The following is a 15,748-nucleotide window of genomic DNA, read 5'->3' on the forward strand; positions in this document are numbered from 1 at the left end:
AATGGCGCACGGACTGACATTCGACGTCGCGCACCTGTTGGCGGGCAGCCTGTTGCTGGTCAGCTTCCTGATGATCACACAGCACCGGCTCTATGCCCTGCTCAACGCCTTTGCGCTCCAGGCCGTGCTGCTCGCGATGTCGGTCGCCTGGCAGGCCCACGTCCAGAGCGCGCCGCATCTCTATGTCACCGCCATGATCGCGCTGGTCTTCAAGGCCGTGGTCGTGCCGGTCGGGCTGCATCGCATCATCCAGCGGCTCGGCATCCATCGCGAGATCGAAACCGTGATCGGTTCCGGAACGACCATGCTGACCGGCATGGGACTGGTCGCGCTCTCGATGACGGTCATGCTGAAGGTCACCCCCGCCGCCGATCCGCTCGCGCGCGAGGACCTCGCCTTCGCGCTGTCGGTCGTACTGCTCGGTCTGTTGATGATGGTGAGCCGGCGTAACGCCGTGAGCCAGGTGGTCGGCTTCATGTCGCTTGAAAACGGGTTGGTGCTCGCAGGCACCGGCGCGCGCGGCATGCCGCTGGTGGTCGAGATCAGCGTCGCCTTCTCGATCCTGATCGCCTTCTTCGTGATCGGCGTCTTCCTGTTCCGGATCCGCGAGCGCTTCGATACCGTCGATGTCCAGGCGCTGGATCGCTTTCGCGGAGAGCGCCGATGATGTTGTCCACCAACGAGGGCGTCGTCCTCGTCACCGTCATTCCGGTCGTCTCGGCCGCTGTGCTGGCCCTGCTTCCCGGCTATCGGCTGTCCGCGCGCCTCAACGTGCTGGCGTCGGGGTTGACCTTCGCGGCCTCGCTCTCGATGTTCTTCGCCGATCACATCCAGCCCGGCTCTTACCTGTTCGTCGATGAACTCAACATCGCGTTCATCGTGCTCAATACCTTCGTCGGCTTCACCACCAGCGTGTTTTCGGCAAGCTATATCGGCCACGAGCTGGCGACCGGGCGGCTGACGCCTGCATACTTGCGTTTCTACCACGCCATGTTCCAGGTCATGATGGGCGGGATGAATCTCGCGCTGACCGCCAACAATATCGGCTTGATGTGGGTCGGCATCGAACTGGCGACGCTGACGACCGTGCTGATGGTCGGCATCTACCGCACCCATGAAGCGCTCGAAGCCGCCTGGAAATATTTCATTCTCGGCAGCGTCGGCATCGGGCTCGCGCTGTTCGGTACCATCCTGGTCTACATGGCTGCGCTCCCCGTGGTGGGCGAAGGCATCAACGGCATGGTCTGGACGGTGCTGGTCGCGCATGCCTCACAGTTCGATCCGGCGCTGATCAACGTCGCCTTCATATTCCTGCTGCTCGGCTACGGCACCAAGGTGGGGTTGGCGCCGCTGCACGCCTGGCTGCCGGATGCGCATGCGGAAGGGCCGACGCCGATCTCCGCGGTGTTGTCCGGCCTCCTGCTCAACGTCGCACTCTACGCAGTGCTTCGTTTCAAGATCGTGCTGGCAGCCAATCCGAGCGCGGTGGCTCCTGGACCCCTGATGGTGACACTCGGTCTGGTGTCGCTGGTGTTCGCCGCCTTCATGCTCTACCGGCGGCGCGACATCAAACGCCTGTTCGCCTATTCCTCGATCGAGCACATGGGGATCATCACCTTTGCCTTCGGGATGGGCGGGCCGGTCGCCAATTTTGCCGGGCTGCTGCACATGGTGATGCACAGCCTTACCAAGTCGGGAATCTTCTTTGCCGTTGGCCATGTCGCGCAGATCAAGGACACGCAGAAGATCGCCGATATCCGCGGCCTGACCGCGACCCATCCGGCGCTCGGCTGGAGCCTCGTGATCGGTGTCGTGGCCATCGCCGGATTGCCGCCGTTCGGCGTCTTCATGAGCGAATTCCTGGTCGTGACCTCGACCTTCGCGCGCGAGCCGCTGCTTGCCATCCCGCTCGTGTTCGGCATCCTGCTCGCGCTCGGCGCGCTGTTCTATCATCTCAACGGTATCGCCTTTGGCGTTCCGACCGGGAGCACTGCACCATCGGATGCCTCCTACATGCCGATGATCGTGCATTTCGGTCTCGTGCTGATCGCCGGAATCTTCCTCCCGCCCACGCTGGTCACGTGGTTCCGGCACGTCGCCGATATTCTGGGGTGATCGCAATGGGCCTCGACGAACTCCTGCGCCAAGGCGAGCTTGCATCGAACCCCTGTCCCTGGCCGCGCGCCGTCGTCGGCGTTGCGACCTGGAACGAGGCGATCGCGGGACTTGCCGGCGCCGACTGGGAACTGCTCGGCCTTTGGGGCGAGGCGGATCGCGTTCACATGGCGCTGCTCGATGCGCCGAAGACTGTGGTCGGCATCATCACGCTCGATTGCCCGACCCGCCGCTATCCGTCGGTCGGTCTGCACCACCCACCGGCACTTCGCCTGGAGCGGACCATCAGCGATCTCCGCGGCCTGGAGCCGCAGGGCCTGCCGGACCCGCGCGCCTGGCTCGACCACGGCAATTGGGGCCTGCGGCATCCGCTCGCTGCGAAGCCCGAGCCGACGCCGATCGACAAGACCTATGCGTTCCTTCCCGTCGAAGGCGACGGCCTGCATCAGATTCCGGTCGGCCCGGTCCATGCCGGCATCATCGAGCCCGGCCACTTCCGCTTCACAGCCAACGGCGAGACCGTTGTGCGGTTAGAGCCTCGGCTCGGCTATGTGCACAAGGGTATCGAAGGCCTGATTGCGGGCGCGAACCTTGCGAAGGCGGGCAAGCTCGCAGCGCGCGCCTCCGGTGACAGCACGGTCGCCTACGGACTGGCCTTCGCGCGCGCGGTGGAGGCCGCGTTGGGGGTGGAAGTTCCGCTGCGTGCGCACCATCTGCGCGCGCTGATGGCGGAGCTGGAACGTCTCGCCAATCATCTCGGCGATTTCGGCGCAATCTGCAACGACGCTTCCTTCGCCCTGATGCTGGCCCATTGCGGCGTGTTGCGCGAGAAGGTGCTGCGCGGCGCGGGCAATGTTTTCGGGCACCGCCTGATGCGCGACTTGATCCTGCCCGGCGGCGTTGCGACCGATATCAACCAGGATGGCATCCAGGCGATCCGATCGCTGGTGAGCGATATCCAGGCACGCTTCCCAGCCCTGGTGGAACTCTACGACAACACGGCCTCGCTCCAGGATCGCACCGTCACCACGGGCACGGTGAAGGCCGATCTCGCCCGTCAATACGCGCCCGGCGGCTTCATCGGCCGCGCATCGGGCCGCACCTTCGACGCGCGCAAGCATCTTGCCTACGCGCCCTATGACAAGCTCGCCTTCGAGATTCCTGTGCTTGAGGCCGGCGACGTCAACGCGCGGGTGTGGATTCGCGTTCGCGAGATCGAGCAGAGTCTAGGGCTCGTCACCCAATTGCTGGAGCGGATGCCGCAGGGCGAGTTGCGGATCGATCTGCCCACGGCCGGCGAGGTTCGCGAGGGCATGGCGCTGGTGGAGGGTTTTCGCGGCGACATCCTGGTCTGGCTCAGGCTCAATGCCGACAACAGCATTGCGCACTGCCATCTGCGTGACCCTTCCTGGTTCCAATGGCCGCTGCTGGAGGCCGCGATCCAAGACAACATCGTTGCCGATTTCCCGCTCTGCAACAAATCGTTCAACTGCTCCTACTCGGGCCACGACCTCTAGGGACGTCCATCCAGATGAGAAAGCTGCTGTTCCAGAGTCTCGTGCAGATGCCGTTGACGGAGCCGGCGCCGTCGGCCGACGACCGGGCACTTGCAGAAGTGGGCGCTGCGCTGGAGCGGGCGGCCCGCCGGCGCCTTGGCCGGTCGCTGTCGATCCGCGAGGTCGACGCCGGCTCCTGCAACGGCTGCGAGCTGGAAATTCATGCGCTCAACAACGCCTATTACGATCTCGAACGCTTCGGCCTCCGCTTCGTCGCCTCACCGCGCCACGCGGACGTGCTGCTGGTGACTGGGCCGGTGACGAAGAACATGCGCATGGCGCTGGAGCGGACCTACAACGCAACACCAAATCCGAAGTGGGTCGTGGCCGTGGGCGACTGCGCCCGCGACGGCGGGTGCTTCGCCAGCAGCTATGCCGTGGTGGGGGGCGTGGGAGAGGTCGTGCCGGTCGATCTGCATGTCCCGGGGTGCCCGCCCGCTCCGCTCGAAATTCTCCGCGGGCTATTGGCTCTTCTCGAACGCGTGGCTTCGGCCACGCCATAGCCATCTCGACGGCTTCGATGATTTATAGGACCTCAGAGGCACTGGCGGAGAGAGTGGAATTCGAACTCCCGTTAATTCTCCGATCAGGATGCAATCCTTTGCCAGGAGCGGCACCGTCCACAAGCATGCATGTCGCACACCAAAACCATTTGAAAAACCGTTTCAGTTTTCAAATCTCAAACGGTGATTTTAGCTAAGTCATTGATCTAAATGGCGCGCCCGGAACGATTCGAACGTCCGACCCTCAGATTCGTAGTCTGATGCTCTATCCAGCTGAGCTACGGGCGCGTTTTTCGCGTTTGGCAGGCTCCGGGCCAGGGGCCGGATCCCGGAAGGCCGGGGCGGCAAATGCCGGCAGGCCTCGCGAAGGGCCTTTGACTAACGGCTCGGAGACCGCTTGGCAAGGCTGGAGCGGGACATTTTGCGACCATTTTTCCGCAGACGCGCTGGCGCGGTTCGGTAGGGCCGGAGCGGACGGGCTTCGTTCCGGCACGCCCGGAGTTCCAGGCTCGACGCCTGCGGCATCGCCCCGGAATGGCAGGTGAGGCCGGTCCGGTTCAGGCGCTGGCGCGCTCGGTCCAGAAGGTCTGCAGCTCGACAGGGCGGTCGGGAATCGTGATTCGGAAGGTGGCCCCCAGGGTCCCTTCGACCAGCTGGATGTCGCCATCGTGGGCCCGGACCAGCTCGGCCGCGATCGCAAGGCCCAGCCCCGAGCCGCCCGGACGACCGGCACCACGGAAGGCCTCGAACAGGTGCTCTCGCACCTTCGCCGGGACGCCGGGACCCGTGTCCGAGACCTCCAGGATCGCCACCCCGCCCTCGCGGCGGCCGGTGATGCGGATCTGGCGCACGCCGGCATCCGCCGCGAGGCTGTCCAAGGCCTGGGCGGCATTGCGCACCAGGTTGAGCAGCACGCGGAACAGCTGGTCCGGATCAGCATCGATCTTCAGCCCGCGCTCGATCGCCGCGATCCACGTGATCGAGGCATCCGGCGACAGGCCAGCGGTCTCCCGCACCTCCGCCACCACCTGCTCGACCGCCACCATGCGGCGGTCCGGCGCCGGCTCCTGCACCTTGCCGTAGGACAGCGTCGACTGGCAGAACGCGATGGCGCGCTCCAGCGAGCGCATCAGCTTCGGCGCGAAGCGCTGCACCCGCGGATCGGGAACGCTGGCGAGCTGGTCCGACAGCAGTTGCGACGAGGCCAGCAGGTTGCGAAGGTCATGGTTGATCTTGGACACGGCGAGGCCGAGGGCGGCGAGCCGGCTCTTCTGATGCAGCATCGAGACGAGGTCGCGCTGCATGTCGGCGAGCTCGCGCTCGGCGACGCCGATCTCGTCGGAACGCTGGCTCGGCACGATGATTCGCGCCACGCTCTCCGGATTTTCGTGGAAGCCGACGAGGCTCGCGGTGAGGCGCCGCATTGGCCGCACGAACAGGAAATGCAGAGCAAGATAGACCAGCGCCGCGGTCAGCACCGCCAGCAGCAGCGACACGCCGAGCAGATTGCGCGAGAAGCGATACATCGCCTTGCGCAACGGCTTCTCGTCGGTCACGACCTCGATGAACTGGGCGCGGCCCGGCGACGGCCCGATCACGCGCATGGTGTGATCGCCGGTCTCCGTCATCATCGTCAGCGAGTTCACGATCGACGACCACACCGTCATGTCGCGCATGTCGAAGTCGTGGTCGATCGAGGCGGGCAGGTCGGCGCTGGCGAGCAGGCGGCGCTGCTGGCCCATCTTGATGGCGACGCCGCGCGCGTTGATGGAGGTGAGGATCTGCCGCGCCAGCGAATCCGGCACCATGCCCGACGGCGCGGCATCGAGCACCAGCGCAGCGGTATTGGCGGCCGCCAGGCGATCGTTGAGCCGGTTGGTCCAGAAATTGGCGATCGCCGGCACGTAGATCAGCACCTCCGCGATCATCACCAGCGGAATGGTCAACAGCAGCAGCTTTCCAGACAAGCCGAGCCGGCGCGACCTTTTCGGTCGCAGGCGCTCCAGGATTGGCTGGTTGTCGCTCTCGGTCACGTATCGCCCTTGTAAGAGACACCCCCACCCTTACGGGACCGCAAGATGGGACTGCACCGGAGTCCGGTCAAATTACGGATCGCTCATGTTCCGGTTTCCAAATCGTTCATAATGGAACCCAAAACTGCACGACCTCTGACGTCTTCAACCCCGCCGTGTCGAGGCTATTCTTGCGTCTTGCGCCCAGGGTCTTGCGTTCTCGTCCTGCTTCGTCTCATTCGCCACGCCGACCCACGGCCGGTGACGAAGGCCTTTACGAGATCTCGGCGCCGTCGATCGCCTGCACGGCCTAGTAGGCCTTGCCGCGATTGACGAAGGCGGGACGCTCCCTTATAAGCCGCGCCAACCGTCCGCGATGACCCGGCCCGCCCGGGAGCGGCTCGATTTCAGGGCCGGCAGCGGTCCATTTCGGGCCCGGAAGCATCACCGGACATCAATCGACATTTCAAGCAGGCAAGTTGTCAACTGGCAAATTGCCCGGCAGCGGAGAACGACCCGTGAAGCGGACTTATCAACCCAGCAAACTGGTGCGCAAGCGCCGTCACGGCTTCCGCGCCCGTCTCGCCACCACCGGCGGCCGCAAGGTCCTTGCCGCGCGTCGCGCCCGGGGCCGCAAGCGTCTCAGCGCCTGAAGCCAGGGCGTCTGTCCCGGAGATTTCCATCATGGATCGGCTGCGGCAGCGGGCGGACTTCCTCGCCGTTGCCGATGGCGTGCGGGCGAACAGCCCTGCCTTCGGGGTCCAGCGCCGGGAACGGCCGGACCAGGGCCCGATCCGGATCGGCTTTACCGTCACCAAGAAGAATGGCACCGCCACGGAGCGTAATCGCATCCGTCGGCGGTTGCGCGAGCTTGTGAAACGGCTCGATCCCCTGTCGATGCGGCCGCACAGTGATTACGTGCTGGTCGGCCGGCGGGATGCCCTGTCACGCGACTTCTCGACCATGCTCGCCGACCTCCAGGCGACGCTCCGCCGCCTCGACCGGCCGCAGGCCAAGCCGCAGCCGCGCAAGCCGTCGGATGCGGACAAGCCAAACGCTCCCGCACCGGACGCGCATTCCCGCAAACCGGATTGAACGACGAGACGATAAGAAAACGATGACCGACAATCGCAACACCATCCTCGCCGTCATTCTGTCCGGCCTCGTGCTGATCCTGTGGCAGGTCTTCTACAACGGACCGCAGATGGAGAAGCAGCGCGCGCAGGCCCAACTGCAGGCCGAGCTCGCCAAGAAGCAGGCGCCGGCAACGCAGCCCGACAGCACCGCTCCGTCTGCCACCCCGCAGCCGGGCGCTTCCGCAACCGGCAGCCCGAGCGCACCGGGCGGGGCCGTGATCAGCACAGGCGTGATGCCGCGCGACACCGCCATCGCCGCCACCCCGCGCGTCAAGATCGACACGCCGCGGCTGACCGGCAGCATCTCGCTGAAGGGCGCGCGCATCGACGATCTGGCTTTCGTGAAGTACCGCGAGACGGTCGATCCGAAATCGCCGGCGATCGTGCTGTTCTCGCCGTCCAACACCGCCGAGCCCTATTACGCCGAGTTCGGCTGGGTCAACGCCGCCGGCGCCAAGGTGCAGGTGCCGGACCAGAGCACGATGTGGCAGCAGGACGGCTCCAACGCGCTGACGCCCTCGACCCCGGTGAAGCTGACCTTCACCAACGGCGACGGCCTGACCTTCCAGCGCACCATTTCCGTGGACGACCACTATCTCTTCACCATCAAGGACGACGTCACCAACGCCGGCAATGCGCCGGTGACGCTGTATCCCTACGGCCTGATCTCGCGTCATGGCACGCCGCAAGTCTCGGGCTATTACATCCTGCATGAAGGCCTGATCGGCTATCTCGGCGAAAAGGGCCTGCAGGAATTCACCTACAAGAAGATGGACGACGAGAAGGCGGCGAAGTTCGACGTCACCAATGGCTGGCTCGGCATCACCGACAAATATTGGGCGGCCGCGCTGCTGCCGATGACGGATGCCCGCCTGCAGGCGAACTATTCGTCGAAGCTGGTCGACAACCAGCATCGCTACCAGACGGACTATGTCGAGACCCCGCAGACGGTACCGGCCGGCGGCTCGGCCAGCGTCTCCACGCGGCTGTTCGCCGGCGCCAAGGAGGCCGGCGTCGTCGGCATCAACTTCCCGATCGGCGGCCTCGGCGGCTACAACCAGCAGCTCGGGCTGAACCATTTCGATCTCCTGATCGACTGGGGCTGGTTCTACTTCCTGACCAAGCCGATGTTCCTGGCGCTGGATTTCTTCTTCCGCTTCTTCGGCAATTTCGGCATCTCGATCCTGCTGGTGACGGTGCTGGTGAAGCTCCTGTTCTTCCCGCTCGCCAACAAGTCCTACGCCTCGATGGCGAAGATGAAGGCGATCCAGCCGCAGCTCCAGGCGCTCAAGGAGCGCTATCCGGACGACCGGATGAAGCAGCAGCAGGAGATGATGGAGATCTACAAGAAGGAGAAGATCAACCCGGTCGCCGGCTGTCTTCCGGTCGTGCTGCAGATCCCGGTGTTCTTCTCGCTCTACAAGGTGCTGTTCGTCACCATCGAGATGCGGCATGCGCCGTTCTATGGCTGGATCAAGGACCTGTCGGCGCCGGATCCGACCAATCTGTTCACGCTGTTCGGCTTGATCCCGTTCGACCCGACCCAGCTGCCGCTGTTCGGCCACTACCTGGCGCTCGGCATCTGGCCGATCATCATGGGCATCACGATGTGGTTCCAGATGAAGCTGAACCCGACGCCGCCGGACCCGACGCAGGCGATGATCTTCAACTGGATGCCGCTGATCTTCACCTTCATGCTCGCGGGCTTCCCGGCCGGCCTCGTGATCTACTGGGCCTGGAACAACACGCTGTCGGTGCTGCAGCAGGGCTTCATCATGCGCCGCAACGGCGTGAAGGTGGAGTTGTTCGACAACATCCGCGGCACGTTTAAAAAAAAAGTAGCGTGACGAGTAAGGCGGCGTGAGCCGGACGGCGGCTTCGGCCGCCGTTTCGTCATTGCGAGGAGCGCAGCGACGAAGCAATCCAGACTTCTTTTCGAGCCCTGGATTGCTTCGCTTCGCTCGCAATGACGAGGCGATGGCATTCATGACGACCAGCGACACCGACGAGCGCCTGATCGAAAAAGGCCGCAAGCTATTCGCCCAATCGTGGCGCTTCACCCATGCGTCGCCGTCCATCGAAAGTCTGCCGCCGATGGGGGCGATCGAGGTCGCCTTCGCCGGCCGCTCCAATGTCGGCAAGTCCAGCCTTATCAACGCACTGACCGGCCAGAACGCGCTGGCGCGCACCTCGCATACGCCGGGCCGCACCCAGGAGCTGATCTTCTTCGAGGGGCCCGAGCATGCGCCGCTGCGGCTGGTCGACATGCCCGGCTACGGCTATGCCGCCGCGGCGAAGACCAAGGTCGCGTCCTGGACCGAGCTGATCCACAAATTCCTGCTCGGCCGCGCCTCGCTCGCCCGCGTCTATGTGCTGATCGACGCCCGCCACGGGCTGAAGGAGGTCGATCAGGAGATTCTCAAAACGCTCGACAGGTCCGCCGTCAGCTATCAGCTCGTCCTGACCAAGGCCGACCAGATCAAGCCGGCTGAGCTCGCAAGCCGGATCGCCGAGACCGAGGCCGCGCTCGCCAAGCATCCGGCGGCGTTTCCTCAGGTGCTGGCGACGTCGTCACGATCCGGCACCGGCATGCCGGAGCTGCGTGCCGCCATGGTGCGGCTGCTGGAAGAGCGGAGCACATGATGACGCCGTGGCGAATCCTGGTCGCAATGGCCGGGCTGATGGGCGCCACGGGCGTCGCGCTGGCGGCCAAGGCCGCGCACGAGCCCGATGCATCGCGGCTCGCGACCGCCTCCACCATGCTGCTGTTCCACGCCTGCGCCCTGCTCGGCACCATCGCGCTGGCAGAGCGCGGCGTGGTTCATCGGCGCATCGGCCTGATCACGGCGATCGGCTTCGTGCTCGGCCCGGCCCTGTTCGCCGGCGACCTCTTGATGCGGCAGTTCACCGGCGACCGGCTGTTTCCGTTCGCGGCGCCGATCGGCGGTAGCTTGCAGATCGCGAGCTGGCTCGCACTCGCGGTCTGCGCGCTGTGGCCGCGGCGGGTGTGATCCGGCGCTTTGCGCCGCGGGCGGCAATCGGCTAGAACGCGGCGCGACGCCCCCGACAGCCGAGACCTCCCAGACATGACCGACGCGACCACCATCAGCCCGCTCGATCAGGCCCGCATCCTGTCCGAAGCGCTCCCGCACATGCAGGAGTATGACGACGAAACCATCGTCATCAAATATGGCGGTCACGCCATGGGTGACGAGGACACCGCGAAAGCGTTCGCGCGCGACATCGTGCTGCTCGAGCAGACCGCCATCAATCCGGTGGTGGTGCACGGCGGCGGACCGCAGATCGCGACCATGCTCAAGCGCCTCGGCATCGTCTCCGAATTCGCCGCCGGCCTGCGCATCACCGATGCCGCGACCATCGAGATCGTCGAGATGGTGCTGGCCGGCTCCATCAACAAGCAGCTGGTCGGCTACATCAACGAGGCCGGCGGCAAGGCCGTCGGGCTGTGCGGCAAGGACGGCAACATGGTGCGCGCGGTCAAGGCGACCCGCACCATGGTCGATCCCGACAGTCACATCGAGAAGGTGGTCGATCTCGGCTTCGTCGGCGAGCCGGACAAGGTCGATCTGACGCTGCTCAATCAGCTGATCGGCTACGAGCTGATCCCGATCCTCGCGCCGCTGGCAACCTCGAAGGAAGGCCAGACCTTCAACGTGAATGCCGATACGTTCGCCGGGGCTGTGGCCGGTGCGCTGAAGGCCAAGCGCCTCTTGCTGCTCACCGACGTGCCCGGCGTGCTCGACAAGTCGAAGAAGCTGATCCCGGAATTGTCGGTGAAGGACGCGCGCAAGCTGATCGCCGATGGCACCATCTCCGGCGGCATGATCCCGAAGGTCGAGACCTGCATCTACGCACTCGAGCAGGGCGTGCAGGGCGTCGTCATCCTGGACGGCAAGGTGCAGCACGCCGTGCTGCTCGAGCTGTTCACCAACCAGGGCACGGGCACGCTGATCCACAAGTGAGCAGGCGCGACCATCTCTCTCCGTCATGGCCGGGCGAAAGCGCGGAGCGCGTCTTCGCAATGCAGACAGCCCGGCCATCCACGTCGTTCGGCGAAGTCGGAGAGAGAGACGTGGATGCCCGGGCCTCCGCCGCGCCGAAGCGGCTTCGGCCGCGCAGGCGGGTCAAGCCCGGGCATGACGATGTGGGGATATGCGGGCCTGCAATGCCCCTCACGACTCGCCTCTTCCTCGCCCTGTCTACGATCCTCCTTACCCTTCTCGTCGCGGCCACCCCCGCTCGCGCCGACCTCAAGCTCTGCAACCGCATGAGCTACGTCGTCGAGGCCGCGATCGGCATCGACGAGAAGGCCGCGACAGCGACGCGCGGCTGGTTCCGGCTCGATCCGTCGACCTGCCGCGTGGTGCTGCAGGGGACGATGACCGCCGATCGCATCCTGCTGCATGCGCGCGCGCTCAGCCTGTACGGCGCGTCGCCGATCGCCGCGAACGGCAATGACCAGCTGTGCGTCGCGACCGACAATTTCGTCATCGCAGCCGCCCGGCAGTGCCGCACCGGGCAGACGCCGGCGCCGTTCACGCAGGTGACGCCGACCAAGGCCGACGACGGCACCCTGATCGCCTACCTCGCCGAGAGCGCCGAATATGACGACGAGCAGGCGCGGCTCGCCGGCATCCAGCGGCTGCTCGGCATCGCCGGCTACGACGCCTCGCCGATCGACGGCGTTGACGGGCCGAAGACCCAGGCCGCGCTCGCCGCGTTCCTGAAGAGCCGCGGGCTGTCATCCGACGTTGTGTCGCAGCCGAATTTCTTCGCGACCATGGTGGAGGCGGTGCAGACGCCGGCGCCGACCGGGCTGACCTGGTGCAACGACACGCCGCACAAGGTGATGGCGGCGGTGGCGACGGACGACGGCCGCACCGTGGTCAGCCGCGGCTGGTACCGGATCGATGCCGGCAAATGCCTGCATCCGGACATCACCGGACAGCCGAAGAAAGTCTACAGCTTCGCCGAAGCGGTCGACGATGAGAACCGCACCATCAAAGTGAAGAACAAGCCGCTGAACTGGGGCGGGCTGGTGCAGCTCTGCACCCGCGAGAACAAGTTCGAGACATCCGAGCAGGGCGACTGTCCGAGCCGCGGCTTCACCGCCACCGGCTTCACCGCCGTCGACATCACCCGCGGCGGCAAGACGCTGCGATTTGCACTGCCGTGATAGGCATATCGATGTTGCCCACGTTGCCACCACACCCACAGCTGTCATCCCGGCGAACGCCGGGATCCATAACCACCGGCCGAGGTTTGGGCCATCGGCATCAGCCATCATGCCGCAAGATAGCTTCCGCGGTATGGGTCCCGGCGTTCGCCGGGACGACAGCGGAATATGCCGCCCTAGCCGGGCATGATGACCGAAGGCAGGATGGACCGACGCCCACATGACAGAATCCCCCCGCAACTTCGACCACGTCGATACCTGGGTGTTCGATCTCGACAACACGCTGTATCCGCATCACGTCAATCTGTGGCAGCAGGTCGATGCTCGCATCGGCGAGTTCGTCTCCAACTGGCTCGAGGTCGACGCCCAGGAGGCGCGGCGCATCCAGAAGGACTACTACCGCCGCTATGGCACGACGATGCGCGGGATGATGACCGAGCACGGCGTGCACGCCGACGACTTCCTCGCCTACGTGCACAAGATCGACCACTCGCCGCTGGAGCCGAATCCGGCGATGGGCGCGGCGATCGAGAAGCTGCCCGGACGCAAGCTGATCCTGACCAACGGCTCGGTCGACCATGTCGATGCCGTGCTGGCGCGGCTCGACATTGCCGGCCATTTCCATGGCGTGTTCGACATCATCGCGGCCGAGCTGACGCCGAAGCCGGCGCGCGAGACCTACGACAAATTCCTCAAGCTGCATGCCGTCGATCCGACACGGGCGGCGATGTTCGAGGACCTTTCCCGCAACCTCGTGGTGCCGCACGACCTCGGCATGACCACGGTGCTCGTGGTGCCGGACGGCACCAAGGAGGTGGTGCGCGAGGACTGGGAGCTGGCGGGTCGCGACGACCCGCATGTCGATCATGTCACGGACAATCTGACCGGATTCTTGCAGCGGCTGGTGGGGTGAGACCCGCCACGCATTGAGCTGTCATTCCGGGGCGATGCGAAGCATCGAACCCGGAATCTCGAGATTCCGGGTCCGGTCCTTCGGACCATCCGGAATGACGGAGCATGATAAGCCGCACCTCCCGCGCGGACGGCCCCCGCCACCGATGCGTCCTTGACTCTCCGGGTCCAAATCCCGAAAAAGCCGCCCTGCCCACCATGCTCGTACACGGCCGTCCCCGGCTTTCTGCCCAGGGACCAAGCGAGGATCGACCGATGTCACTGTCCGCCCTGGAATCCACCATCAACAGCGCCTTCGATGCCCGTGACGGCGTCTCGACCACGACCAAGGGCGAGGTCCGCGACGCCGTGGAGAGCGCGCTGGAGCTGCTCGACAAGGGTGAGGCGCGGGTCGCCGAGCGCGGCACTGACGGCAAGTGGAGCGTCAACCAGTGGCTGAAGAAGGCCGTGCTGCTGTCGTTCCGCCTCAACGACATGAGCGTGATCCCGGGCGGCCCCGGCCAGGCGTCGTGGTGGGACAAGGTGCCGTCGAAGTTCGAAGGCTGGGGCGAGAACCGTTTTCGCGATGCCGGCTTCCGCGCCGTGCCCGGCGCGATCGTGCGCCGCTCGGCCTACATCGCCAAGAACGTCGTGCTGATGCCGTCCTTCGTCAATCTCGGCGCCTATGTCGACGAAGCCACCATGGTCGACACCTGGTCGACGGTCGGCTCCTGCGCCCAGATCGGCAAGCGCGTGCACATCTCCGGCGGCGTCGGCATCGGCGGCGTGCTGGAGCCGCTGCAGGCCGGTCCTGTGATCATCGAGGATGACTGCTTCATCGGCGCGCGATCGGAGGTTGCCGAGGGCGTGGTCGTGCGCAAGGGTGCGGTGCTGTCGATGGGCGTGTTCCTGGGCGCGTCGACCAAGATCGTCGACCGCGAGACCGGCGAGGTGTTCGTCGGCGAGGTGCCGGAATACGCCGTCGTTGTGCCGGGCGCACTGCCGGGCAAGCCGATGAAGAACGGCCAGATCGGCCCCTCCACCGCCTGCGCCGTCATCGTCAAGCGCGTCGACGAGCGCACCCGCTCCAAGACCTCGATCAACGAGCTCTTGCGCGACTGATCGTCCGCGCTCGGGCGGCCGCACTAGCCGCCGCCCGAGCGCCCATGTTAAGCGGGGGCATGACCGATGCCCTAGCCATCACCCGCGACCTGATCCGCTGTCCCTCAGTGACCCCCGCCGATGCCGGGGCGCTCGGCGTGCTCGAGGCCCTGCTGAAGCAGGCCGGCTTCACGACCCATCGCGTGACCTTCTCGGAAGCAGGCACGGCCGACATCGACAATCTCTACGCCCGTATCGGCACCGAGGGGCCGCACATCACCTTCGCCGGTCATACCGACGTTGTGCCGCCCGGCGACGAGGCGGCGTGGAGCCTGCCTGCGTTCTCCGGCGAGGTGAAGGGCGGCTACATCTATGGCCGCGGCGCCGTCGACATGAAGGGCGGCATCGCCTGCAGCGTTGCGGCCGTGCTCGACTATCTACGCGATCACGGCGGACAGCCAAAAGGCTCGATCTCGTTCCTGATCACTGGCGACGAAGAGGACGTCTCGGTCAACGGCACCATCAAGCTGTTGCAGTGGGCGGCCGAGCGCGGCGAGCGGTTCGACCATTGCGTGCTCGGCGAGCCGTCCAATCAAGAGGTCATGGGCGACTGCATCAAGATCGGCCGCCGCGGCTCGCAGTCCGGCACCCTGATCGTCGAGGGCAAGCAGGGCCACGTCGCCTATCCGCACCGTGCCTCCAACCCGGTGCCGGACATCTCGCGCCTGATCGTCGCACTGTCGGACGAGCCGCTCGATCATGGCAGCGCGCAGTTCCAGCCGTCGAATCTCGAATTCACCACCGTCGATGTCGGCAACACCGCAACCAACGTCATCCCGGGCCTGGCGCGGGCGAAGTTCAACATCCGCTACAATGACTGCCATACGCAGGAGACGCTGCGCGCGCTGGTGGAAGAGCGGCTCGCCAAGGCCTGTGGCAACCGCATCCGCGCCCACATCGACTGGCTGCCGTCGAACTCCAACGTGTTCCTGACCAAGCCCGGACCGTTCACCGACCTCGCCGTCGCCGCGATCGAGAGCGTGACGGGGCGCAAGCCGGAGCTCTCCACCACCGGTGGCACCTCGGACGCGCGTTTCATTTCGAGCTACTGCCCGGTGATCGAGTTCGGCCTGGTCGGCCAGACCATGCACCAGATCGACGAGCGCGCCTCGGTCGCCGACATCGCGACCCTGACGAAGATCTATCGCGGCATTCTCGAAAGATATTTCGCCTGAGC

General features: G+C 65.5%; 15 protein-coding genes and 1 tRNA gene. 14 read left to right on the plus strand and 2 right to left on the minus strand.

What is annotated here, in order from left to right; all coding sequences use genetic code 11:
- The first annotated feature begins 1 nt into the window (after position 1).
- The 4 genes from QX051_RS07120 to QX051_RS07135 are packed head-to-tail and all read left to right on the plus strand — an operon-like array spanning position 2 to position 4,174.
- Positions 2-667 (plus strand): hydrogenase-4 component E, encoded by a 666-nt coding sequence (locus QX051_RS07120; RefSeq protein WP_315734917.1) that lies wholly within the window; start codon positions 2-4, stop codon positions 665-667.
- Positions 667-2,115 carry a hydrogenase 4 subunit F gene (locus QX051_RS07125; RefSeq protein ID WP_315735705.1) on the plus strand — a complete coding sequence of 483 codons (1,449 nt, stop codon included), beginning with the start codon at positions 667-669 and terminating at the stop codon, positions 2,113-2,115. Before QX051_RS07120 ends, QX051_RS07125 begins: the two co-directional genes overlap by 1 nt.
- A 5-nt stretch (positions 2,116-2,120) precedes the next feature.
- A complete protein-coding gene (locus QX051_RS07130; protein WP_315775594.1) occupies positions 2,121-3,632 on the plus strand; it encodes a hydrogenase expression protein HypE in 1,512 nt (503 codons plus the stop codon).
- 14 nt (positions 3,633-3,646) lie between these two features.
- Positions 3,647-4,174 carry an NADH-quinone oxidoreductase subunit NuoB gene (locus QX051_RS07135; protein WP_315775595.1) on the plus strand — a complete coding sequence of 176 codons (528 nt, stop codon included), beginning with the start codon at positions 3,647-3,649 and terminating at the stop codon, positions 4,172-4,174.
- 211 nt (positions 4,175-4,385) lie between these two features.
- Here the strand turns inward: QX051_RS07135 and QX051_RS07140 are convergent.
- A tRNA-Arg gene (locus QX051_RS07140) sits at positions 4,386-4,462 on the minus strand.
- A gap of 269 nt (positions 4,463-4,731) precedes the next feature.
- Entirely contained in the window at positions 4,732-6,207 is a 1,476-nt protein-coding gene (locus tag QX051_RS07145; RefSeq protein WP_315734920.1) for a HAMP domain-containing sensor histidine kinase, read from the minus strand.
- A gap of 497 nt (positions 6,208-6,704) precedes the next feature.
- Here QX051_RS07145 and rpmH point away from each other — a divergent pair, with 497 nt between their 5' ends.
- The 10 genes from rpmH (at position 6,705) to dapE (ending at position 15,746) form a co-directional block, all read left to right on the plus strand.
- Positions 6,705-6,839 carry a 50S ribosomal protein L34 gene (gene rpmH / locus QX051_RS07150; protein ID WP_006609582.1) on the plus strand — a complete coding sequence of 45 codons (135 nt, stop codon included), beginning with the start codon at positions 6,705-6,707 and terminating at the stop codon, positions 6,837-6,839.
- 31 nt (positions 6,840-6,870) lie between these two features.
- Positions 6,871-7,281 carry a ribonuclease P protein component gene (gene rnpA / locus QX051_RS07155; RefSeq protein ID WP_315775596.1) on the plus strand — a complete coding sequence of 137 codons (411 nt, stop codon included), beginning with the start codon at positions 6,871-6,873 and terminating at the stop codon, positions 7,279-7,281.
- A gap of 22 nt (positions 7,282-7,303) precedes the next feature.
- Positions 7,304-9,169, plus strand: coding sequence for a membrane protein insertase YidC (gene yidC, locus QX051_RS07160; protein WP_315775597.1), 1,866 nt, complete (start codon positions 7,304-7,306; stop codon positions 9,167-9,169).
- Between the two features lie 139 nt (positions 9,170-9,308).
- Positions 9,309-9,965, plus strand: a complete 657-nt coding sequence (yihA, locus tag QX051_RS07165) for a ribosome biogenesis GTP-binding protein YihA/YsxC (RefSeq protein ID WP_315775598.1) — start codon at positions 9,309-9,311, stop codon at positions 9,963-9,965.
- Entirely contained in the window at positions 9,962-10,333 is a 372-nt protein-coding gene (locus tag QX051_RS07170) for a DUF423 domain-containing protein (protein ID WP_315775599.1), read from the plus strand. The genes yihA and QX051_RS07170 overlap by 4 nt, the downstream gene beginning before the upstream one ends.
- A gap of 75 nt (positions 10,334-10,408) precedes the next feature.
- Entirely contained in the window at positions 10,409-11,305 is an 897-nt protein-coding gene (gene argB, locus QX051_RS07175; RefSeq protein WP_012047096.1) for an acetylglutamate kinase, read from the plus strand.
- A 203-nt stretch (positions 11,306-11,508) separates the two neighbouring features.
- A complete protein-coding gene (locus tag QX051_RS07180; protein ID WP_315775600.1) occupies positions 11,509-12,519 on the plus strand; it encodes a DUF1036 domain-containing protein in 1,011 nt (336 codons plus the stop codon).
- Between the two features lie 220 nt (positions 12,520-12,739).
- Complete coding sequence (locus QX051_RS07185; RefSeq protein WP_315775601.1) at positions 12,740-13,432, plus strand: pyrimidine 5'-nucleotidase; 693 nt, start codon at positions 12,740-12,742, stop codon at positions 13,430-13,432.
- 254 nt (positions 13,433-13,686) lie between these two features.
- On the plus strand, positions 13,687-14,532 hold the full coding sequence (gene dapD / locus QX051_RS07190) for a 2,3,4,5-tetrahydropyridine-2,6-dicarboxylate N-succinyltransferase (RefSeq protein ID WP_315775602.1): 846 nt from the start codon (positions 13,687-13,689) through the stop codon (positions 14,530-14,532).
- Between the two features lie 59 nt (positions 14,533-14,591).
- The gene (gene dapE, locus QX051_RS07195) at positions 14,592-15,746 is read left to right on the plus strand and encodes a succinyl-diaminopimelate desuccinylase (protein WP_315775603.1); all 1,155 of its coding nucleotides are present in this window, start codon (positions 14,592-14,594) and stop codon (positions 15,744-15,746) included.
- Positions 15,747-15,748 lie beyond the last annotated feature (2 nt).

It is taken from the genome of Bradyrhizobium sp. SZCCHNR1053 (genome assembly GCF_032381235.1).
Classification (GTDB): Bacteria; Pseudomonadota; Alphaproteobacteria; order Rhizobiales; family Xanthobacteraceae; genus Bradyrhizobium.

What these genes read in the sequence shown, in the direction of transcription:
- QX051_RS07120 (WP_315734917.1), top strand. Translation starts at nt 2, where the DNA reads ATGGCGCACGGACTGACATTCGACGTCGCGCACCTGTTGGCGGGCAGC.
- QX051_RS07125 (WP_315735705.1), top strand. Translation starts at nt 667, where the DNA reads ATGTTGTCCACCAACGAGGGCGTCGTCCTCGTCACCGTCATTCCGGTC.
- QX051_RS07130 (WP_315775594.1), top strand. Translation starts at nt 2,121, where the DNA reads ATGGGCCTCGACGAACTCCTGCGCCAAGGCGAGCTTGCATCGAACCCC.
- QX051_RS07135 (WP_315775595.1), top strand. Translation starts at nt 3,647, where the DNA reads ATGAGAAAGCTGCTGTTCCAGAGTCTCGTGCAGATGCCGTTGACGGAG.
- rnpA (WP_315775596.1), top strand. Translation starts at nt 6,871, where the DNA reads ATGGATCGGCTGCGGCAGCGGGCGGACTTCCTCGCCGTTGCCGATGGC.
- yidC (WP_315775597.1), top strand. Translation starts at nt 7,304, where the DNA reads ATGACCGACAATCGCAACACCATCCTCGCCGTCATTCTGTCCGGCCTC.
- yihA (WP_315775598.1), top strand. Translation starts at nt 9,309, where the DNA reads ATGACGACCAGCGACACCGACGAGCGCCTGATCGAAAAAGGCCGCAAG.
- QX051_RS07170 (WP_315775599.1), top strand. Translation starts at nt 9,962, where the DNA reads ATGATGACGCCGTGGCGAATCCTGGTCGCAATGGCCGGGCTGATGGGC.
- argB (WP_012047096.1), top strand. Translation starts at nt 10,409, where the DNA reads ATGACCGACGCGACCACCATCAGCCCGCTCGATCAGGCCCGCATCCTG.
- QX051_RS07180 (WP_315775600.1), top strand. Translation starts at nt 11,509, where the DNA reads ATGCCCCTCACGACTCGCCTCTTCCTCGCCCTGTCTACGATCCTCCTT.
- QX051_RS07185 (WP_315775601.1), top strand. Translation starts at nt 12,740, where the DNA reads ATGACAGAATCCCCCCGCAACTTCGACCACGTCGATACCTGGGTGTTC.
- dapD (WP_315775602.1), top strand. Translation starts at nt 13,687, where the DNA reads ATGTCACTGTCCGCCCTGGAATCCACCATCAACAGCGCCTTCGATGCC.
- dapE (WP_315775603.1), top strand. Translation starts at nt 14,592, where the DNA reads ATGACCGATGCCCTAGCCATCACCCGCGACCTGATCCGCTGTCCCTCA.